Source organism: Natrinema salinisoli, from assembly GCF_020405205.1.
Taxonomy (GTDB): Archaea; Halobacteriota; Halobacteria; order Halobacteriales; family Natrialbaceae; genus Natrinema; species Natrinema salinisoli.
Genome location: NZ_CP084469.1, coordinates 1670132 through 1691582 on the forward strand (window position 1 = coordinate 1670132; position 21451 = coordinate 1691582).

22 protein-coding genes and 1 pseudogene are annotated in these 21451 nt (G+C 56.1%); 8 read left to right on the forward strand and 15 right to left on the reverse strand.

Annotated elements, in window-relative coordinates; all coding sequences use genetic code 11:
- Positions 1–608: 608 nt before the first annotated feature.
- Together LDB05_RS08205 and LDB05_RS08210 are read right to left on the reverse strand one after the other, a co-directional pair.
- Positions 609–1574, reverse strand: coding sequence for a GDP-L-fucose synthase family protein (locus LDB05_RS08205; RefSeq protein ID WP_226007435.1), 966 nt, complete (start codon positions 1572–1574; stop codon positions 609–611).
- Positions 1571–2632: a GDP-mannose 4,6-dehydratase gene (locus LDB05_RS08210; protein ID WP_226007436.1), complete on the reverse strand. Its 1062-nt coding sequence runs from the start codon at positions 2630–2632 to the stop codon at positions 1571–1573. Before LDB05_RS08210 ends, LDB05_RS08205 begins: the two co-directional genes overlap by 4 nt.
- A gap of 297 nt (positions 2633–2929) precedes the next feature.
- On the opposite strand from LDB05_RS08210, the gene LDB05_RS08215 reads away from it, so the two are divergent.
- A complete protein-coding gene (locus LDB05_RS08215) occupies positions 2930–3388 on the forward strand; it encodes an NUDIX domain-containing protein (RefSeq protein ID WP_226007437.1) in 459 nt (152 codons plus the stop codon).
- Positions 3389–3454: 66 nt separating this feature from the next.
- On the opposite strand, the gene LDB05_RS08220 is transcribed toward LDB05_RS08215, so the two are convergent.
- Positions 3455–3709: a winged-helix domain-containing protein gene (locus LDB05_RS08220; protein ID WP_226007438.1), complete on the reverse strand. Its 255-nt coding sequence runs from the start codon at positions 3707–3709 to the stop codon at positions 3455–3457.
- A 250-nt stretch (positions 3710–3959) separates the two neighbouring features.
- Between LDB05_RS08220 and LDB05_RS08225 the strand changes: the two genes are divergently transcribed.
- The 4 genes and pseudogenes from LDB05_RS08225 (at position 3960) to LDB05_RS08240 (ending at position 6462) form a co-directional block, all read left to right on the forward strand.
- Positions 3960–4361: a hypothetical protein gene (locus LDB05_RS08225; RefSeq protein WP_226007439.1), complete on the forward strand. Its 402-nt coding sequence runs from the start codon at positions 3960–3962 to the stop codon at positions 4359–4361.
- Positions 4362–4434: 73 nt separating this feature from the next.
- Positions 4435–5249: pseudogene (locus LDB05_RS08230) on the forward strand (DUF8008 family protein).
- Between the two features lie 383 nt (positions 5250–5632).
- Complete coding sequence (locus tag LDB05_RS08235; protein ID WP_226007440.1) at positions 5633–5935, forward strand: UPF0175 family protein; 303 nt, start codon at positions 5633–5635, stop codon at positions 5933–5935.
- Positions 5932–6462, forward strand: coding sequence for a PIN domain-containing protein (locus LDB05_RS08240; RefSeq protein WP_226007441.1), 531 nt, complete (start codon positions 5932–5934; stop codon positions 6460–6462). The genes LDB05_RS08235 and LDB05_RS08240 overlap by 4 nt, the downstream gene beginning before the upstream one ends.
- Positions 6463–6530: 68 nt before the next feature.
- Here the strand turns inward: LDB05_RS08240 and LDB05_RS08245 are convergent, their stop codons facing one another.
- The 3 genes from LDB05_RS08245 to LDB05_RS08250 all read right to left on the reverse strand — a co-directional run bounded on the left by LDB05_RS08245 (position 6531) and on the right by LDB05_RS08250 (position 9639).
- Complete coding sequence (locus tag LDB05_RS08245) at positions 6531–8972, reverse strand: MFS transporter (RefSeq protein ID WP_226007442.1); 2442 nt, start codon at positions 8970–8972, stop codon at positions 6531–6533.
- 68 nt (positions 8973–9040) lie between these two features.
- Positions 9041–9205: an HVO_A0556 family zinc finger protein gene (locus LDB05_RS23485; protein WP_343232913.1), complete on the reverse strand. Its 165-nt coding sequence runs from the start codon at positions 9203–9205 to the stop codon at positions 9041–9043.
- Between the two features lie 188 nt (positions 9206–9393).
- Positions 9394–9639: a helix-turn-helix transcriptional regulator gene (locus tag LDB05_RS08250; RefSeq protein WP_226007443.1), complete on the reverse strand. Its 246-nt coding sequence runs from the start codon at positions 9637–9639 to the stop codon at positions 9394–9396.
- 175 nt (positions 9640–9814) lie between these two features.
- On the opposite strand from LDB05_RS08250, the gene LDB05_RS08255 reads away from it, so the two are divergent.
- From LDB05_RS08255 to LDB05_RS08265, 3 genes are all read left to right on the forward strand, one after another.
- Positions 9815–10183: a hypothetical protein gene (locus tag LDB05_RS08255; RefSeq protein ID WP_226007444.1), complete on the forward strand. Its 369-nt coding sequence runs from the start codon at positions 9815–9817 to the stop codon at positions 10181–10183.
- A 329-nt stretch (positions 10184–10512) separates the two neighbouring features.
- On the forward strand, positions 10513–11424 hold the full coding sequence (locus LDB05_RS08260) for a DUF8008 family protein (protein WP_226007445.1): 912 nt from the start codon (positions 10513–10515) through the stop codon (positions 11422–11424).
- A gap of 298 nt (positions 11425–11722) precedes the next feature.
- Positions 11723–12154 carry a hypothetical protein gene (locus LDB05_RS08265; RefSeq protein ID WP_226007446.1) on the forward strand — a complete coding sequence of 144 codons (432 nt, stop codon included), beginning with the start codon at positions 11723–11725 and terminating at the stop codon, positions 12152–12154.
- 58 nt (positions 12155–12212) lie between these two features.
- On the opposite strand, the gene LDB05_RS08270 is transcribed toward LDB05_RS08265, so the two are convergent.
- From LDB05_RS08270 to LDB05_RS08310, 9 genes are all read right to left on the reverse strand, one after another.
- Positions 12213–12491 carry a hypothetical protein gene (locus LDB05_RS08270; RefSeq protein ID WP_226007447.1) on the reverse strand — a complete coding sequence of 93 codons (279 nt, stop codon included), beginning with the start codon at positions 12489–12491 and terminating at the stop codon, positions 12213–12215.
- 138 nt (positions 12492–12629) lie between these two features.
- On the reverse strand, positions 12630–12812 hold the full coding sequence (locus tag LDB05_RS08275; protein ID WP_226007448.1) for an HVO_0649 family zinc finger protein: 183 nt from the start codon (positions 12810–12812) through the stop codon (positions 12630–12632).
- 59 nt (positions 12813–12871) lie between these two features.
- A complete protein-coding gene (locus tag LDB05_RS08280) occupies positions 12872–14029 on the reverse strand; it encodes a phage NrS-1 polymerase family protein (RefSeq protein ID WP_226007449.1) in 1158 nt (385 codons plus the stop codon).
- 5 nt (positions 14030–14034) lie between these two features.
- Positions 14035–16164, reverse strand: coding sequence for a VirB4 family type IV secretion system protein (locus tag LDB05_RS08285; RefSeq protein ID WP_226007450.1), 2130 nt, complete (start codon positions 16162–16164; stop codon positions 14035–14037).
- Complete coding sequence (locus LDB05_RS08290) at positions 16161–17261, reverse strand: TraC-like domain-containing protein (protein ID WP_226007451.1); 1101 nt, start codon at positions 17259–17261, stop codon at positions 16161–16163. The genes LDB05_RS08285 and LDB05_RS08290 overlap by 4 nt, the downstream gene beginning before the upstream one ends.
- The gene (locus LDB05_RS08295; RefSeq protein ID WP_226007886.1) at positions 17262–18401 is read right to left on the reverse strand and encodes a TrbL/VirB6 family protein; all 1140 of its coding nucleotides are present in this window, start codon (positions 18399–18401) and stop codon (positions 17262–17264) included.
- A gap of 2 nt (positions 18402–18403) precedes the next feature.
- Complete coding sequence (locus tag LDB05_RS08300) at positions 18404–19246, reverse strand: hypothetical protein (RefSeq protein ID WP_226007452.1); 843 nt, start codon at positions 19244–19246, stop codon at positions 18404–18406.
- Positions 19243–20946: a DUF8186 domain-containing protein gene (locus tag LDB05_RS08305; protein ID WP_226007453.1), complete on the reverse strand. Its 1704-nt coding sequence runs from the start codon at positions 20944–20946 to the stop codon at positions 19243–19245. Before LDB05_RS08305 ends, LDB05_RS08300 begins: the two co-directional genes overlap by 4 nt.
- A 40-nt stretch (positions 20947–20986) precedes the next feature.
- Positions 20987–21406, reverse strand: coding sequence for a DUF7985 family protein (locus LDB05_RS08310; RefSeq protein WP_226007454.1), 420 nt, complete (start codon positions 21404–21406; stop codon positions 20987–20989).
- Positions 21407–21451 lie beyond the last annotated feature (45 nt).

The window sequence follows — 21451 nt, forward strand, 5'->3', positions numbered from 1 at the left end:
TTGCGATGAAATGACTATTTTGTTCGGAGACGACTGGCTAGATACTGGCAACCCACCCATGAATCTACAGCAATACAAGAACTGCGGGAATATAACGGACTGATTCAGCCAGACCGAAGTCGACGGTCTCCTCACGGCCGTGATCGAAATTAACAACCAGCAGCCCGGGAGACTGTTCGAGTTATTCACTAATCACTAGATTCCAAGGAGACCCGTATCGTAGTTCTCGGTGTCTCGTTTAAACCCACACCGACGACGTTTCCAACAAACAGATTCGCTCCCCGCTCCCCGGACCGTGAGCGTCGTCCCCGACACCACTGCGAACGCTGGACCTCCTCGTTGATGAAGATCGATTGGTGATAGCCCAGCCAATCTCTCCCGTTCCTGCCAGCACTGTACTACGCGAGCACCTGTGCCTGCGCACTTTCAGTTGGGACATCCACAGAGCATCTTGAGACTAACAATATCGTGATATCAACTATGAAAAGACCATGGACCGATATCGCTGCGAGGTGTCGTCAGGCATCCGTAGTTCTCCGAGCGTGACTGGGAGAACATATCGTTTCCCGACCGAGTTGCAAGGACGATTTGTCGTCGCCTCTAAGCATCTATTCAAAAGTTTCTGAGGTGCTCTCATACCACTGTACCGTCTCTCGCAATCCATCGCGTAACGGTGTAGATGCCTCCCAATTAAACCGATTTCTCGCTCGGGACGTATTCAATTTGCGACGGGGCTGGCCATCTGGCTTCGTGGTATCCCACTCAATATCGCCATCAAAGCCCGTTTCGTCTGCAATCAACTCAACCAAATCCCGGATCAAGATCTCTTTCCCACTACCAAGGTTTACTGGTTCCGGACGATCGTACTTTTCAGTTGCATCAAGAATCCCTTCAGCCGCATCCTTGACATACAAAAACTCCCGGGTTGGCTCACCAGTCCCCCATGCCGTAATCGACTTGTCACCGCGATCACGCGCTTCGATACACTTCCGGATAATCGCTGGAATTACATGAGAAGTCTTGAGATCAAAGTCGTCCCGCGGCCCATAGAGATTCACAGGAAGCAGATAGATACTATTGAACCCCCACTGTTTGCGATAGGCCTTTGATTGAGTTAAAAGCGCTTTCTTAGCGATACCGTACGGCGCGTTGGTCTCTTCCGGGTAGCCATCCCAGAGGTTTTTTTCTTGGAACGGGACTGGAGTGTGCTTTGGATACGCGCAAATTGTCCCAAGAATGGTGAATTTCTCGACGCCGAACTGCCGCGCCTGTTCGAGGAGTTCGATCCCCATGATAGCATTATCATAAAAGTAACGCCCTGGATTCTCGCGATTAGCCCCGATGCCGCCCACTGACGCTGCTAGATGAATAACGATATCTGCTCCAGAATCTTCAAAGGCTCGCTCAATATCTTTCTTTTCTCGGAGATCGTACTCATCACTTCGTGGTACGAAAATATCGACAGAACTCGATCGGGACCGAAGGTCCTCAACCAAGTGACTCCCGAGGAAACCAGAACCCCCGGTCACCATTACTGTCTTACTTTCCCAGTATCCGCGTTTCTCTTCAGTCATCGCCAATCGACCCGTCCATACCAAGCATCACGGTTGTTGGCATACCAATCGATGGTCTGTTCGATACCGTCACGCCACGAGACGTTAGGCTCCCAGCCAGTTTCCTCGTGGAGTTTCTCGTAGCCGACGAGTAATTCCTCCACGTCGCTATCGCCGGGGCGAAATCGCTCATCGTCTTGGACGATTTCGGGGAGATCCCAGTAGCCATGCTCGGAGCCGACCTCGAGGATGGTATCAGTCCACTCTTGCATCGAGATGTTTTTGCCATACCCGTATACGTACTGTTCGCCAGGGGTGCCCTCTAGCGCGACGTGAAGATGGCCACGAACGCCGTCAGAAACATAACACATATCACGCTTTGGGGTCAGGTTCCCGAGTTCAACGATATCACGCTCGAGTGCCTGTGTAATGATCGTACCCGTAATATATCGCGGATTCTGGCGTGGGCCATAGTTATTGAACATCCGCGTTGTCACAGTCGGAAGCCCGTACGCGTCGTAGTAGTTCATTGTGAGGAAATCAGCAGCCAGTTTCGATGTTGCATAGACGCTTGTCGGGTTGACCGGTGAACGTTCGCTGAGAAGGACCCGATCGTTTTCATCAAATTCGTGTTTCTCGACCATCTCTTCTTTGACATTCCCATACTCTTCACTGGTACCGGCAGTGTCGAATTTAGCGATATCGAGGTCAAGGTCAACAATCGACTGAAGAAGATTTAAAGTTCCCTTTATATTCGTGTCGACTGTTTCATAGGGGCGGTCCCACGATTCACCGACGTGGGCCTGGGCTCCAAGGTGAAAGACTAACGTGTCACTGTGTCCTTTGAGCGACTGAAGCGCCTGATCAACAGAATGTTTGTCACGGAGATCACCACGGTGAACAGTGATTTCCTCGCTGTGTTGGCGGATGTTATTCAGCTCGCCACTCGAGGTCGCACGGACAAACGCATGAACATCCGCACCGAGCTCAACCAATTTATCCACAAGGTGCGATCCGACAAAACCATCCGCACCAGTAACGAATACCGGGCGACTCTCAAGATCTGACTGAAGGTCCATCAGTAAAATTGGGTTACCACTAGCATAGTATCAGTCTTTGGCTTTTCAGTTCCCTTTCATTTACAAGTGATTACGTATTGTCTACAGCCATACGCGACCATAAGATAGAACATATATCGTAGCTACCAAAGCTCGAATTTCTGTATGGATTAGACGAACTCACCTCTTCGAGCGAATTTATAGGGTTCTATGCAGTCATCATGCACTTCGGGGATCAGATAAGAGCATGATTAGGCGACTGTAATTCGTTGCTCCTCATCGAACAATACTTCCGATATACGGACAGAGACGATACTCATGGCTAACCGCGTTCCAGACGAAATCTGGCAAGATATCGTTGAATATTCACCACTAGTGTCTGTTGACCTCATCGTTGAGCAGGCAGGAGGAATAGTGTTAGGCCAGCGCGAGAACCGTCCAGCAAAAGGTGAGTGGTTCGTTCCTGGCGGCGTCGTTAACAAAGGAGAATCACTGAACGAGGCAGTCCACCGTATCGCTAGAGAGGAACTCGGTAATCCAGTCACAATTCGAACGCAGCTCGGCGTTTACGAACATCGATATGAGACCTCGGAATTTGAGGGGGTGAGTAAACATTACATCCCAATCGCCTATGTCGTTGAACTAGGGAGCGACGTGATCATGACAGACAGTCAGCATTCATCGTTCCACGTTTTCAACGCCCCATTCTCTGGATTCCACGAGAACGTACAAACGTATTTAGATGATTATGAGGAATGGAAGAACAATGTGGAATGAAAGAGATACTGCACATACGTAGTGCCGGTCTTGAATCTCTCAACACGCTCTAAGGAAACAGAACTATTAATTCTCTTTGAGTTCATTAGCCTCGAGCTCGCCGTCGAGATAGGCGCTCCCTTTCGAACTCACCTGATAGTAGCCCGCTTCATCGACTTTTTCCACTAGTCCATTGGCCTCGAGTTCACGAAGACGCTGTCTCACCGTCGAGTATCCGATCTCGTGCCCGTGCCGATTCAAATTCCGATAGAGTGGCTTTGCAGGGAGTTCGAGGTCGTGGTCCTCGAGAAACTCGAGAATAAGACCGTCTTTCAAGGACATCCACTCCGGGCGAGGTCGCATTCGACGCTATTGTCCCACTGGCAGGCATTAACTTGATTTGGTTTCTGAATATGAAAGCCCATATAGTGTCCATTAATAGCGCAAATGAGCTAATATATAAATACGAAGAAACTGTTAGTGAACTATACGGAAGCGAGAGTACGAATTTGCAACTCGCGAGTTCGGAAGTAGCGGACCGGTGTTAGCGGCACCAGTCCGCGAGAAGCTCCCGTAACAGCCCTACGGAAGCATGACAGATGACGAGACACGGGGTAATGAATGCCCCGACCGACAGGACGAATCGCGGCAATCAACTACCGTCTATCGCCAGCTGATCGAGGCGATCGACGTCCACGCCAGCAATTTGCTCCAGGAAATCAACACTGATGAAACCCTCGAGCAAGACACCACTCGCGCAGCTAAACGACACTGCCGCGAGCTACGCGCGGAACTCGACTGTCTGCGACGGCACCTCCCCGGAACGGACGAATGGAACCGCCAGACAAGTGGCAGGTGGGAGGGAAGCATCACGACCGCCAGTGGCCCCTTCGAGGCAGTGCTCGAGGCGGCACGCCGCGGAGCCTTCGAAACCGAGGACACGCCCGAGGACGGGACCCAGCCGGACGAGACGGGAGGTGAGGGCGATGAGTGAGCACTAGAGCACCAATTCCCCACACGAAGAACCCGCGGCCCTCAAAACTGAACTCGAGAACCTCAGAAAAAGAATCGCCGAGCTCGAGACAAAATTAGAGACGAAAGACGACCGGATCGACGAGATCGAGCGCGACCGCGATCGGCTCGAGGAGACCACTGCAACCCTCGAGGACCGACTCGAAGAGTGCGAACGCACACAAACGAAACAGGAAAACGCCGTCGATGCGGCGTTGAACAAAGCCGGAACGAACAAAGACCGAATTGAGGAACTACAGGCGCGAGAACTCGAGAAGGGCCACACCTCAGAACCGACACCGTCGATCAACACGACCTCGAGATACGCGGCAACCGACTCGAGCGGGTCACCAGGGACGACGGCCGGACGTATTTCCGACTCCCCGAGAGTGCCGACCCCCTCGACGACGGTACCGTCTCACTGGCCTACGGGGACTTGCTCCCGATCCAGCAGCTCGCGCGGATGGACGAGTAGGCGCTCCGGTCGACGGCGAACGCGTTACCGACCCGATTGGCCGCGAACCTATGGAAGGCCAGAGCCGACTCGAGTGTCGGCGACGATCCCTGGGGGACGGGGTGTAAGGGAGTCGAGGCCTCCGTCAAGGCGAGCGACCTGAAACACTGGATCCGACGCCAAGAAAACGGTATCAGCGAGACCTACGCCACAAAGCTCGTCTCGCGGGCGATCGACGCGATCCTCGAGCTCTCGAGTCACCGGCTCGCCGTCCGCAAGCGGACCGAGCGGAAGAACGGCCTCGAGTACACCGAACGCCGGCTGGTTATCCCGACGGACGTGGAGATCCCAGGCGAACCGACAGCCCGACCCACCGCAAACCAGCAAGCTCCGGAGACAGCTGACGTCCGCGGCTGACCGCGGACAGTATCAGAACTACCCTCTCGAGAGAGCTATCGTCTCTCTGATCACAACCGAACGACATCGCGTAGGCGGCTCGGAGCGAGGTCGGTAGTCGTCGGTCCGTCGCTCGAGCAGTCCTCGGCAGTCCACACTGGAGACGGCCACACGGAACCACCCGACGACGACGGCTGTCCACGGAGATACTGTGGAGACTCGAGCGAGTCGCGGTACAGCCGCATCATTGGCCGGCGAATGAAACACCCCTCCCGCTGCGTGACGCGCGACGCATCCCCTTCGGACGTGATACGCCGTTGTGTTCTGAGACATGGAACTGGGCGAGAACGGAATCGAAGCCCCGCCGGAGGGTATTTGTAGCACAATGTGCTACATCGTATACAATGCCGTCGATCAGTGCTCGCATTCCAGACGAGGACGAGGGAAGGCTCGAGGAAGTAGCGGAGTTACTGGGCGAAGACAAGAGTACGGTGATTCGAAAGGCGCTCCGCGAAGGACTGTCGGATCTCCGAATCCGACTCGCGGTGCAGCAGTACCAGTCCGGCGAAATCTCGACGAATCAGGCCGCTCGAGTCGCCGGCGTGAGCGTCGCCCAGTGGCTTGAAATTGCCCGTGAACACAATCTCACGAGTCAGCTCTCTCCCGACGATCTCGCTACCGATGCCGAGACCGCGCGGGAGCTATGACGCGCATCTACGTAGATGCGACGACGCTCATCGCACTCGGAACGGTCGGCGAACTGTCGCTACTGCACTCGTTTGAGGGGACGCTCGTCGTCTTGCCATCGATTCGAGACGAAGTGACGACCGAACCGGCCAGGACGAACCTTGAGGAGCTATGCAATGACGGCGAAATAAAGACAACAAAACCTGAGGTCGACTTAGACGACGAACGAGCGATGGATATCCTCGGAGAGTCCACGGTGAACGGAGACGTCCGCATCGTTGCAGCGGTACTCGCTGATCTCGAGGCCGACAAACGGGTGGCAATTGTCTCGGACGACAGACGATTGCGAACCGTCGCTGACGGACTCGGCGCATGCGTCACCGGAACGATCGGCGTCATCGTGAGTGCGGTCGAAGCCGGCTTAGCTGAAGACGAAGCGAAAGCGGTCGTGCGTCGTGTCGACGAACACGGACTTCACATGACCGCCGAGCTCCGCGAAGAAGCGAATGCCCTCATCGAAGAGGCGTCCGCGACGAGCTCTGTCTGATATCGGCGTCCCGTCATACGCTCTCAGATCCGGGACGGTTGGTATCAGAACAATACGTTCGTGGATCTTTACTCCTCGAGCGCCACCGACTGCCCGTTCAGCACGTCCGCCTCTGTCACGGTCGCTGTCCGATCGCCGAGGGTGTATTCACCCGCGTAGGGGACCGTAACTGAAGCTCTGCCGTTCTCACCGACTGCTACCTCCCGCTCGTACGCGAACGATTCGTCCGAAACGGACACCTCGGTGGTGACGGTGACGTTCTCTCCAGCCGATCCACGTACTTCGAGCGTCGCCCCAGGAACTAGTGCGAACGCTGCAGCATCCTCAGCGACGAAGATCGCCTGATAGTGGGCGAGAGCGGTGGTTCCGTTCCAACCGGCTCCTCGGTTCTCGAGCAACTGAGCCTGTGCCGTTTCGGGGGCCACCTCCCCGTCGTGGTCAGTGAGAACGACGTAGCCGACACGTCCATTGGACTGCTCGTACCAGTCGTCGGGGTCGGTTGTCGACTGGAATTCAGCGTAATTACTCTGCGCATACCCGTAACCCTGGGATTCACCGTTCACAAAGTGGTTGTACATCCGGTTGTCGCCCCACTCGCTCAGCACGAAGTTCTCGGGGTACGTTCGGTTCGCGCCGTCGGCGTGGTCATCGATTGCACCGACTGCTTCGATCTGGGAGTCGCTGTAGGTGACGTTAGCCGTCAGCCCGGGCACGTAGATGAGGCTCAACCCGAACACGAGCACGCCGATACCGATGACGTACCCGAGCTTTCGACCGTCGGGAATCGAGATCGTCGGCCTGGAGGAACTACCACCGTCAGCGGCTACCGAAGCATCACCTCGAGCGTCAGTTTCCGCGTCACGGAACGGAACCGGCGTTCGCGCCAGATCGACGACCGCGAACAACTGCACCAGCCCGAGTCCGGTGAGTACGGCCAGCGGGATCGCGAGTTGACCGGCGAAGCGAACCTGAATGCCGGCCAGGACGAGCAGATACCCAGCATACGTCCCGACGAGCAACCAGCCGGGTTCGTACCGACGGAACACGACCCACGCGACCCAGCCGAGTACTACGAGCGCGAGATAAAATCCCATCCCGAGCTGGTACATCGGGCCGAAGAAGACGGCGTACTCCGTAGCGAACAGCGAGGCCGTCTCGGTCGCCCCCTCGCGGAAGAAGAGGTCGTCGACGCGCGCCATCGCCTCGGCCCAGTCCTCGGGTTGCAACCGCCGGAACCCGTAGAGGCCGCCGGCCCCGACGAGGGCCTCGAGCGCGAGCAACCCGCCGAGATGAGCGTCGAGCCGCCGCCACAGTTCGCCAAGGCCGACCACGGCGATCGATCCGCCGAGCACCAGCGCCGGCATGGTCGAAACGAACTCCGCGTGCCAGCCCCAGCGGTGGTGGAGGGCCAGCGAGAGCGCACTCCCGAGCACCAATCCAGCGAGCAGCGGCAGGTTCGCACGTGCCGGCGAGACGTCGGCTCGAGCGTCCACCGCAACGCGGAGCGCGACGTACGCCGCAAGCGGGATCAATAGCAACGGCGAACCGCCCCAGCTGTGTATCCCGGCCGCGACCGAGAGGCCGAAGACGACGGCGACTGCCCACGTCGCAGGCGATTGGAGGTGTTCCCGAACCGCCCCGGACTCGCTCGTCCCGCCCTCGAGTCGACGCTGTAAATCGACGGCGAACCACGTCAGCGTCAGGAGCGTGACCCCGAACCAGAGGTACTGGTGGAGTTGATGGTCAATAAACCCGAGTCCCGTATAGACCGCATGAATGGGGGTCACTGCGAAGACGAGGACGGACGCGATTCCGACCCGAACGTCTCGAGTGAGCAAAACCGTACACTTGTAGACGACAACTCCAAGCGCGATCGAGGCGACGACGGGGAGCCACGCCGCGACCGTATCAGCGGCCCCCTGCCCGCCCCCGAGCAGTTCGGCGAGGAACCAGTTGGTCGCGTGTGCGAGCGGTCGGGTCCCGAAGAGACTACCCGACGACTCCGTGAGAACACCGACGTCCGTCGGTCCCGACGATTTCGTGAGCAGGTCTTTCATCCAGTACCGGAAGTAGTAGGGATCGTTCCCCGGTGAGACGACGTACCCCTGCTGAAACACCGACCGATACGCCGTCATCCTGGCGCCAGCGACAACCAGCAGCGCTCCGAACAGTGCTGCCAGTGCACGGAGATCGATGCTGGTCCAGAACCGCTCAAGATCGACTGCGGGTCCGGTATCGTTCACACGCGCTTCAAGGTCCTCACCCGTCAGCACCGATTCGATGACCGCTGGCTCCGCGATCTGATACGCGCCGTCGACCTTCGTGACGATGCCACGCGAGACGAGTTCTCCGAACGTTCCCGAATCGAGATCGACATCGTCGAAGGTCCACGTCTCGTGATCGACATCGACAGCAAGGACGGTCTCGAGTACGCGATCGCCGTCGTCGTGGTCGGCGAGAAACGACGCCGTGGCGTCCGAAACGTCGTCCGGATCGCCGTCAGTAGACATTGTCTGTCCGGTGAGTGTACGACGGCATCATTTTTTCGTTCCGAAGGGGAACCGACCGGATCGCAACGTTACCACACTTGCGCGCCCGGCGTCCCACAATCGTCACAGATCACCGCGTCGTTTCCCTTGAAGCTGCCCCGCAGCAACTCCCCCTCCTCGCAAAACGCACAGGTTCTCCCTTTGAGGGCTGCAAGGACGGGATGGTCAACGACAGAGTCGTCCGTTAGTTGCATCTCGGTGGCACAAAATCATGATTAGGTTATAGTCTTTTTGTGAGAATGGAATATAGACCTGATCTCTTTCTGACGATCGCAGTCACTTCAGATCGATCTGCAGAAACGAAGCCGTTACATTCACAACTTCGAACATAATCTCCAGAAGATAGAATCTCTCTACATAGTTAGAGTTCTAAGTACATAGATTATCTATTATCTTTTCGAGGGTCATTGACAAGCTCGAATAACCGAGTTCCCTCATGAACGCATTCAATATGGCTAGCAGCCTCAAGAACTTCAAGTCGATTGTAGACGGTATTTCTTGAGTAGCCAGTCCAGTCGACTAACGCACCCTTTGTTACCCGGCCGTCTTTTAATTCGTCGAGGATTGCCTCGTCAGCTGGTCTGAGGTCGTCAGGATCCATCGATTTGCTGTTTTGTGCAGCCGCCATGCGCATATATCCCACTAGTACGCATTTAGAGCTGTTCCTGTGCACACTATATATGCATGTGCAAATTGCACAAAAGCTAAGGTAGAAGAACTCTTATCAGGTAACAAGTACGGGGCATCTCAGAGAATTTGAGGCCGGTGTTTCAGGCACCGACCCCGTGCTGGAGCAACCAGCAATGTCAACTACGACTACTACACACGAAACGATTTCGGATGCACAACAGGACGACATCGTCCTTGAGCAATCAGGAAGCTACTACGGATACCTCGGAAAAGACGGCGAGGGATATCACCATCACGTCGATGGGGCCACGAACACCGTCTACGTGACACCAGATCGCGCTGAGCAATTCCTTCCCGACAATGCGGGACTGTACTGGTTTCGCGTTCGCGGCGAACTCGTTCATAGAGAAAAACTCGAGCAAAAGGAGGACCGCGAAAGGTGGATCGCGTACGTCGACTCGGTCCGAGGTTGGATAGACCGTCCGATCCACCTCGACGTCACGGAAATCTTCGCTGAGATGCACGAGGGAGATCAGCGATGACCAACGAACACCGAGTCACGGTCACACTCGAACTTGAGCACCCAATCACCCCTGGAGATCTTGAACGCGCCTACTGCGAAATTCTCGAGCAGGTGGACCAATGAAAAGGGAATTCGCCCTTCAGTGGACGCCCGCCCATGGTCCAATGCGAAAGCTCGTCTTCGAACCCCAATCCGAGGGCGAATACTCGTGGGCTCGCATCGAGTTCGAACTATGCGAGTCACAGTGGCGAGAAGTGGGTATCGAGTACCTCGAGGAAGTCTCATTCGTCAGTGACCACGGAGAAGAGACTGCGCCATCCCACCCTCATCTGGACGGAGGCGACACCGATGAGTAGCGTTCCTACCCCCGGTGAGGTCGACATCGATACACTCGTGCAGGCGATCGATCATCTCCAGGAACAAAACGAGCGACTCACCGAGCGCGTCGATACTCTCGAAAGTGACCTCGAACAGACCCAAGACAAACTCGAGGGGCTCGAAGCTGAGAAAGCAGACCTCCAGGAGACAAACGAACGCCTCCGTGCCCGTCTCAAGGACTGCGAACAGGAAACCACACGGCTTGACGCACTCACAGACGCTACGCGCAAGCGATCGGGAATGAACAAACAGCGTATCGAGGAACTCCAAGCGCGCGAACTCGAAAAGGGTGCACATCTCCTCGCAGAGACCGTCGATCATCATGAGATCGATATCGACGGTGATCACCTCGAACGGATCACGAAAGCCAACGACCGAACCTACTATCGACTCCCCCAATCGGACGATCCACTCGACCGCGGTGGGAACGTCGCACTTGCCCACGGTGACTTGCTGCCAATCCAGCAACTCTCCCGAATGGACGAGGAGATGCTTTGCTCGACGGCGAATGCGTTGCCAACGCGCTTAGCTGCAAAGCTGTGGAAAGCGCGTACTGACTCGAGCGTCGGTGATAACCTGTGGGAGTCCGGCTGCAAGGGGATCAAAGAATACGTCAAGGCGAGTGACCTGAAACACTGGATCCGCCGACAGGAGCCCGGAACGAGCGAGACGTACGCAAAGAAGCTCGTCTCCCGAACGATCGATGCCGTGCTCGATCTCTCGAATCATCGTGTTGCGGTTCGCAAACGGACTGAACGAAAGAACGGGCTCGAGTACACCGAACGTCGGCTCGTCCTTCCCACTGATGCAGCAATCCCGGGTGAGACCCCGGACTCGAGCAAACCAGAACAAAATCCGGAGACAGCTGGCGTCCACAGGTAACCGTAGACACTGGGTAGAACCCACCCTCGAGAGAGCGTAAATCTCTCACCACACAACACCCACACATCACGCAGACGGTTGGTTAGTAGGTTAGGTAGCTGTCGGTGGGTCTCTCGAGTGGTCCTTGGTGGTCACTTCCGAATACGATCTCGAGCATCCATACCGGAGACGACAGCTGTCCACGGACTGTACTGAATATCGCCCTCGAGATTACTAACCGTCACTCACCCCGGCCGTTACAGGGCCCTTACTGAAGCCCACGATCGTCGAATCCATCCATTCGACCGGCCACACACCGATGGCACCAGCAATCGCTCACTATCTCGTCGGCGCATCGCTCCTGTTGTTGCTCATAACGCCCATCGCGCTCCGATATCGATTGGCACCGTGGATACCGTTGGGGCTCGTCGCGCTCGGTGGAATCTGGGGACTAGGGCCCGATTTCCACCATATCGCGCCCATCTATGAGACCGAATTGCGCGCGTTGCACGGCTCACCCTGGGTCGATCTCTTCGCCTTTCACTACACACTCGATCGGCCAGCCGTCCGCGCACAGTATGACGCGAGCGTCTTCGGATCGATCCTGGGATTTTTCGGCGCCGTCACGACATTCATGATTGCCACAGAGTTACGTACCCGAACTAACCTCACAAATACGGCTTCCCCGCATCTTGTCGCACTGAGCGTGGCACTGCTCCTTCTCTTGTTTGTCGCCGCTACGAGTAGCTAATTCGGCTCTATCACACCCACTAATCAGATTACCAGAATTCCCAAGAGAAAGACGATCATTACTCGTTCTGAAGCGAGTCTGCGATAGATTTGAGCTCGTTCTTGCGGAAGAGGGCCTCTGCTTTGTCTGGATTATCTTCATCTAACACGCCTATCTTCCAGAGAATTCCCGCCCGCATCTGTGACTTGGGAGGAAGACGGTTTGTATCAATCTCGTAGTCCACGGCGTCACAGATCGCAGCGAGAGCTTCCTTGGTGAAGGCAGTGGATTCTTGGCGTTCGTATCTCCCCACGGCCAGCCGAATCTCGTTCCGAAGGTCATCCACAGTCTGTGCCATACTGACACCAAGGAGGAGACTCGTCCTGTATATTTCGGCCGTGCATCGAGTACCTCACTATCTAGCGCGACAGAAATGCCATTCGAGCAGAACCAGTGTCTGGACGCGGTTTCGTCGACTGCCGCTGCAATCCACTCATCATTTCAGGTTGAACGTATGCTCTCGAGTCGCATCGCAACTGGGACAGACGTGCCGATACACGAGCTGCTTGCCGTCCGTTCGGCTCTCCCAGTTGCCCTTCTCGTCCACATACCCGCAGTCTGGACACTTCTTGTCCGTCGTTTCGTAGCGCCGTCGAATGCGCTCGAGCACTGTTGTCATATGTCACACTACTACCGGTGCAAGTAAAAACGAGTTGGTCACTCACAACCCCTCCTCTGCTATAGTCTGAGAATTCCCTGCAACCGCCGAAGAAGAGATCCCTGTTGTGTCTCTCTCGAAAGATCAGACGACTGCTCTCGAGCCGTAGACCGACCTTCATATGTCTCGAGGCGGCGCTCGAGTTGTTCGATACGCGCGGTCTTTTCGGCCAGTTGTGTTTCGAGGGCCATCGTCTGCTTTCGAAGCAGCGAAACTCGCTCTTTGAGGTAGACCTGCTCACGATCTCGCGCGGACTCTACACCTTGAGCCGTCACTTCACTCTGTCCCGTCTTAGACGGCTCGTAGAACTCAGAGGTGTGCTCAATCGCTCGAGTGATCGTCTTCTCACCATACGTCGACCCATCCGCAAAGTGTACCTCTCCCCATTTCGGACGGTCCAATTTGGATCGTCGAAACAATCGATCCATCTGGACGGCATGGCCACCTGTCCAGAACGCGAGCAAACAACACAACGCCATATCCGCCTCCGACTGACTCGTATATCCGACAGTCGACCCGTTCCAGAGACGGTCGAATTTATCGCCGTTCGATGCGTTTCGTGCTTTCTCGAGTAGTTCGTCGTCCGAGAGGGAAGGTGCCGAACCTGACTCTGGCGGAGACTCCTCAGGAACGCCGTCATCGCTCTCCCGAACGTACATTGAATGAACCTCCTCGAGTTCGCGTTGCCGATATTCGATTTGCGTTGGTGTTCCCGAGACGAGATCGCCGGTAACTGTAAAATATCGGGCGTGGTCGTACATCTCGACGTGGCCACATCGATTGCGACCTTCGGGAAGCTCACCACGTACCAGAACGTGATAGCCAGTCCCTGATGGCGAGACTTCCGTATACGAGTCTAACTGACCGACTATCGTTTTTGCTTGCTCCGTTGGCCGTCCAGTATCCGGGTCACGACAGTCGTCCAAGTCCACTCCGACAAGTGGATCAGACGTCGTAAACACAAACCCAACCCCATCGACTGGCGTCGAACCCGACTCCACATACTCGAGAGCACCCTCGAAATCACTCCACGTTCCCTCATCCGTTGTCGATGCGAACCCCGCTGTCTGGGGATCGATCGGTACCTTCGTCGTCTCGCCGTTGCGCTTGGTTTCTTTCCAGCAGATCCACTGGTCTCGAGTACGCAACATCTCCGGGACAGTTATTTCATCAATCATAGCTCTCAGTCAGAGTGCCCGAGGGAACGCTGACCGCCACCCGTCGTGCGGTCAGAAACATCACCACTATCCTCAGACTGGCCGGGCAACTCCGATCCAGACTGTGACTTGGGCTCGAAGTCGATCACTGCCGTCTCGTCTTCCATCGCTCGGACTTCGATCCCGCGCCATTCACCGTCGACGCCGACGAGCGCTTCTGAGTAGCCTGTCCGATCGTTGCCAGGCACAGCCTCCTGGATGAAGCGCATCTGTGCGGAATTGAGTCCGAACTCGTCGGCCCACTCGCGATCCATGCCATCGAGATGGTGGAACTGCTTGATCGCACATTGATCGATAATCGCCTCTGATTCTGGGTGCTGGAAGAACTCGTCGACGGTCTGCGTCACAAGTCGAATCGAGAGGTCGTGATGACGGTGGTGCCGAAAGACAATCTCGAGGTACTCGAGACTCGCTGCGTCCTGCATGATATAGCGAGCCTCGTCGATGACGAAGACGACCTCTTTGTCCGTCTCCTTTGCGCGCTCGTAGACCAGCGATATCAGCAACTGCATAATCAAGCTCGTGCTTCCACCGAGACTCCCCTCTTGCTGGGCGAGATCGAGATAAATCACCTTCTCGTCGCGAATATCGAACGCTGTCTCACGGCCCAGGTTCTCGTAGCGCCCGTCTTCTGCGAACGGCCGTAACTGGTCGATAAGCCACGTCGCATCGTCTCGAATCTTCGTCGCCTCCTCGTCCGTCCGGACGACGTATTCGGTCGGTGTCTCGACCATCTCTTCGAGGATATCGAGGACGTCTCGCATCGTCGGACTCTCCTTGTGATGAGTCGCGATATCGTCGGTGATACCATTCCTCGCATACGACTTCTCGATCGCCGTCTCCAGCGTAGTCCGCCGATCCCCGAGTGAAATCCCACGGAGCGCGAAGTAGTTCGACAGGAAACTCATCACGCTATCGAGCTTTTCCCGATACGGACTCGCGTCCTCACCCATCGCCTGCTGGACGCGTTCGGGCGTGGATTTGATTTCGAGCGGGTTCAGTCCCATATCCCCGCCGATCGTCACTCGTTCACCACCGAGCGCTTCGGCGACACCGGCCCAGTTGTTCAACGGCTCGAGGATGATCCCGATTCGGTCCTCGCTTTGCTCGATCGACCGGATGAAGTTCTGTTTCGAGCCGAACGATTTGCCAGAACCCGGATCGCCGATCGTGAACATCGCATAGCCGTTCTCTCGAGCGAACGGATCGATCGCGACCGGGCTCTGATTCTTCCAGTGAGCACCGAATTCGACGCCACCGTCCTCGAGAATCGTCGCGTTGTGCGGCGACGCAAGCAGTGCACCAACTGCCCCACCCAACGCAGTGGCCTCCCGACCGAACGGATTCGCGCCGATCGGGGCTGCAGCCTGAATTGCCAGATCCTGCTTGCAAATCGCCGTTTTCGGCGAGAGCCCAGCTGGCTGTTCACGAAGCCGACTGCGAATGACGCGAACGTCCTCGCGCAACACCTCACGTGAATCCGCGCGCACCGTAATGAACATCCCCTGATCGAACACGCGACTCCCGTTCTCGACGCTTTTGTACGTCGACAGCGCCTCGTTGGCTCGCTCTTGGAGATAGCTCCCACGAACAGTTCGCTCGAGATCTGCATCGGCCTGAAGATCGTCGGCAACTCGCTGGAGTTCGTCTCGAGCTTGCTGTTGGCTCTTCGGTGTGACGTGAACCGTCAGATCGAACTCGATGTCCGTGAGCTCGAAGAGGTCGGTTAGATAGCCATCCTTCGGATAGTCGGGATAATCGGCGATGTAGAGTGTGGAGGTCCACTGATCGCCAACACGAGCGGTCCGCGTATCCCACTCGATCGCTGCCGGTGCGATAACGTGCTGGTGATGCTCCGCGATCTCGTCGAGGACCTCACCTTCCTTACTCCCGTTCTTTAGGGCCGTCTCCTCGAGGAGATCCGCGAGCTCGACCTCCTCAGGATCCTCGGATCGCCAGTAGTCCCATGCAAACGCTACAAGAAGTGTGACCAGTGCCGTTCCCCCAATATAGAACGCAAGTCCGGCCTGGGTTCCCGAATCAGGAAGCGAACTCTGCAGTTGATCGACGATCGAAAGCATATGCATCGCGGTCATTGATCGGCCCTCCGCTGATGATCGATCGTCGGATGATCGCGAATCGCATCCTCACCGTTGTCGTATTCGTGTTTCTCGCTGTTCCAGAAGTCCATCGAGAGGACGAACAGTTCGACCGTCGTGAGTCGATGTGCGGACCACCCCGGTACCTTCTGGACGAACTCCGTCTGAAGGCTCCGACATCGGTTCTCGAGTTTCTCGAACATGGCCGCACGGATCTCTGCGTCGGCCATATCGTTCCGACGAGTCACGAACGGATTGACGAGAAAACCGACCACCGGAAACGAGGTGAGCTTCTCTGCAGGAGATTGTTCGTCCTGATAGCGGTCGTAGACTTCGAACGGATCGACTTGAACACCGATGAAGTATCGGATCTGCTGAGTTCCCTCGAGCTCTCGAGGACGTTGTTCGCGATATTCCTCGAGCAACTCCCTGAAAACCGGATTCTGCTTGACATCACTGTCGGTGAGCCGTCCGTCAATTCGATCGATCAGCTTTGCGACCGGAAACGGGCGAGTCGTCGCGTGGAACGTGAGAGTGAAATCGAGTTCTTTGTTCGCGAACTCCTCCCCGAGACGCTGTATCTGTGCCCAGTCACCGGACATCGCGAAGTCCATGTTTCCGGGATCGATCTCGAGGTACGCTTCCATCGTGCCATCCGAACGTTCGATCGCACCCGTACCGGGCCACGCACGCCTGATATTCGTGAGATCCTGCGTTCGCTCGTCCGGTTTGAACGGCGTATAATTCACGAGCCCACCATCGGTACTCGACTCAGTGGACTCAGTCGTCGCCGCTGTACTGTACGTGAATCGGGGACGTTTGCAGTAGTAGCGATAGATATCTCCCAGCCACGTCGAGGCTGGCAGATGACTCGGCGACGAGTAGACGATTGCACCACCGGCGATGACTCCCAAGAGAACAAACGGTACGATTGCACCATCGAGCCCAGTGAACCCACCAACGAGGAGACCTGCTATCGGAAATCCAAGCAGGACATAGACGTCGCCTTCCTCGATATTGAGTAGCGAGATTCGATTTTCTTCGCCCAGTTCATCCATGATTCGACGGCCAGCTGCATCTCTTTTGTGTGACATTCAGTAGTACCCCGGATCGTTCTCAGTTCGACGGTACACCGGGATACCGTCCTGGCCATACGCGTCTGTCGCAACGTTATCGTGGTCGGTTCGTCCTCCAGTACTGCCGCTCGAGTCCTCTGATTGGGATGAGCCGCTACTCTGACGCATCTTCGAGACAGCAGAATAGCCGACAGCCGCTTTCGGTCCCCACGTCGCGGTTGTCGCTGCAGCAGCCGGACCAGCAACGACTCCAGCGCCGACTGCAGCACCTGCAGTCACTCCGACCCTTGTCGTTGCGCCGATTATGCTTGCCGTCATCGGACTCGCATACGCAAACGACTTCCAGACGATGACGATCGAAAGCAGTGGCAATGTTACCGCGAGAAGGTAGCTCAGGAACGAGCTGTCCGGAATAAGTGCGGAGTCCGTTCCCTCCCTGAACAGGAGCTCATAGCCCTTGAACAGTAGCGCCACCGGAATCGGCATGATCGCAAGCGGCACGAACTTCATACAGACCGTTCTCGAGATCCGCGAAACGACGGGAAGATTGCCATATGCCAAAGCCAGCCCTATCGGCATCGCGTAAATCAGGATATACAACATGATATCGCGAAGGAAAAAGAGGGCTTGAAGGATCCACATCGCCGTGGCACCAACTCCCGTAAGGAAAAGCGCAAGGAGTGGATTCGGAATGGTTGTCAGAAGCAAGTCAGCCATATCGTCAGTAACTGTTGATATATCTGGCAGGAGCGCAATCGTGAATCCATCAACTATGTAAAGAACCAGAACGGCGAGCCAGTACCAGGTTACAATTAGAAACGCACCTGTCCAAGCGCTGCGTTTCGCTTTTCGAGTCTCGTATATACTGCCGATATTGAATATTCGAATCGTGTGCCGTCCCTGAATACAGGTCACAAGTAGTAACAACGCAACAAGCATGATATCGCCAGCAACGAGACTGCTATGGATCTGCTCCCATGGCACGTTCGATGGCTGTCCGAACACGAATGCACCATTCGTTTCCGGGGTTGGTGTCCCAAAAATTTGAGCTGTGATCGTGTCATATCCATCTACCAACCCGTCCTGAAACCAACCAATGATCTTGTCAATTGCGTCTTCGAACCACTTGCTCCCGATATCGGAGAATGACCACGTCAACATTATGATAACTCCTCGATTTCGACATCACAATCATCAGAGTCTGTCTCAAGATAGTGGATCATATACTCGAGAGCGAGATTCTCTTCATCGTGGGCCGCGAAGAGACGGACAGTGAACCGTCCGTTTCGTCCAACCGAGTTGCACTTCGATCGCGTACTTGCTGGTGAGAAGGGTCTTGTACTGCTATAGAGGAGAACAGTCTCGCCAGCAGGGATCGGTATTAATTCAGCATTCGCTTCAAACTCATCCTCCGGATCGTAGATCCCACTCTTCCCGACTTCATCATAGCTTTCGTGCGTCGGAAAGGGAACATCTCCTTCAAATCGTAACGCGGTAGCCGCAGTTGGGCCAGTTCCCCGGTTCGCCACAGAAAGGATCGCCTCTGCTTCCGTTTCGGAATCACTTGCTCCATCATACATTGCTTCGGGGTGGTCTCGCCCCAACCTGAGTTCCGAAATCTCGAGTTCTGGCTCGAGCGTAATCGACGTCGTCTCGACCGTCTGTCCGTCGGAGAGTCCAATGAGTTCGTACTCGCCAGGTGGATAGTCCGTCCCGACCTTGACCATCGTGCGGGACACCCCCGATCCAATCGTTCGGCGAGCGAACAGTTCGCCGGAGGGGGCAACTACGTTCAACTGATCAACCGCGTCTCGCTCGAGTTCGATCACCAGATCGAGATCGACCATTTCACTGCTATGGATGATCTCCCCACCGGAGTCAGCTGTTGGCTCGGTCTCTCCAGAATTACTCACCGTTGAACAACCGGCGAGGCTGGTGCTGATTCCAGTAAGAAGGCTTCCGAGGACGATGCGTCTGTGTGGGGTATATTGCGTATCTGTCATAGTGTTTCTCTGATTTTCAAGAAGGATCCGATCCGCTTCGCAGCGTTCAGTGCGACTGCGAAGGGAATTGCATATCGAACGAAATCGACCAGAAGCGTAAACCAGCCCGTCGGGGTCGCTAGTGGGTGCCACGTTTCGGTCGCTGTATCACCGACATACGCCGGGCTATGCGATCGCCACGAGCCCGGGTGGTACTCTGCCGTGTAGATTCCCGGTTGGTCGATTGTGATCTCCGCAACGCCGTCCGCATTGGTCCGTACTCGCTGATCATCGATCGTAATGTATCCCTCGCGGGAATCATGGCCGATCACTGAGAATCGAGGATCATCGAACGGACTCTCGAGCATGATTGGCGATCCCGTTTCGGCATCGCGAAGCGTGATCGCGACCGTCACCGCGGTCGCGTTCGAATCGACGATCTCGACGGAGAGGTTACTCTCACGGATCTCGCGCTCTGATCCCCCGTCGGGTTCGACGATATCTGCGGAGACGCCACGAACGATTCCCTCGACAGTGACGGCATCCGGATCGATGATATCGTGGCGAAGGGCGAGTCCGTACGATCGCGTGTATGTATCGGAGACCACATCGACGTCGACGTTCTCGTGGATCGATGGCTCCGGGGACGTACTCTCAGTTCCCCAGACCTCGAGAATCTCCGGGCCATCCCGGATGGGCTCTGTGCGCGGCCCCAACTCAGATGGATACGCATGGACGTATACCGGCAGTGCATCGGAGTCAACAGTCTCTCGGCCCCTCTGTGTTGCGTGGGTGAGTTCGTCCCAGTCAGTCTCTCGAGCGGTGTAATATCGCCACACGCCACGGACCTTCGCTTCGCCATCGTCCGACAGCGTGTATCCGTGCCACGGCTGGGCTTGATAGATCGCAACGCCGCTGTCGCCGTTGGGATACGACGCATGATAGATCGATGTCCGCAGCTCATAGATTTCGACTTCGAGGTCCTGGGAGACGGTCACTCGGTCGGTACTCACCTCCGTCTCGTTGCCAACCCTGCTCTTGACTCGAGCACTGATGTCCGCCTCGAGCGTTAGCGTCGCCGACCCACCTCGGTCGAACTCGTAGTCGAAGGTCGGTGTCTGTGTCCCCCCGATGGTGTCGACGACATCACCATCGCGCAGGAGTCGGATTTCGTCGATTCCGTGGGTTTGGATCGACGAGTTGTTTTCGAGGCGGATGCGATAATCGACGAGTCCACGGAGTTCGCCTTCTGGTGCGATGTAGTGAACCGTCTCAGTCGCGTCCAGATGCGCTCTCGTCGACGGATGAATCGCAAACGTCGTCACGTGGGCGTCGGCGATGAGTGTAGAATCCGTGATCGTCGCGTGCTCAGGATAAATGGAGGTTCTCGCATTGCCTCCATCGAGCGATTCGTAGTCGGATGCTGTCCACCGCTCGGCCGTGTCAGGGGGCGTTTTGAACGTGATGTCCGTACAGTTGCCGAGTTCCTGCATCACGGTCCGCTCTTCGCCGTATCGCTCCTCGTACTCGGCGTTACTTATGCACGCATTCGGTGCGTTCGACCACAGCGTTGCTGTCTCGTTTTCGCCCAATCCGTGTTCGTCGGTGTCCATCTGGACCGAAGCGTCGGCGCTAACGATTCCGGTACCGCTGAGGGCAACGACGATTCCGACGGCCGCAAGGAGGTGTGTCCCTCCGAGTAGCCGTCCCTCGAATCGCATCAGGGCCTCCGACTCGAGAAGACACTTTCGCGGAGCAGCATCACCATGGAATGAAGTTGACGCACTCGGCTAACGGAAGCCCCATCGTAGAGCCGGCAACCGTATACAGCGGTCCGAGGACCAGCAAGATGACCGCGGATTTCATCGCTGTCCGCTTGTGCATCTTTAGATCCTTCTTCTGCTCGAGGTTCATCGTGAACATTTCGACGAGCGAGTCGACTTGCCAGACGACGACCAGACCCATGAGGCCGATCGCGGTCGTGATCTGAAAGAAGCCGGAGATCATTCCGGGTAACCCTTCAGCGTCGCAAACGACGTTGTCCTGTGCGACGACCGGGTCGACAGCGATAACTGTCAATAGTGCAAGGGCCCCAAGACCAGTGCGTACGACTCGAGGGAATAGTTTGGGTGATTCGCCCGTCTCTTCTGAGTGGATTGAAATCGCGGGTTTCGAATACATTGGTATGCTTTTCGATCGAAAGACGTCTTTCAGGGAATCTACCGT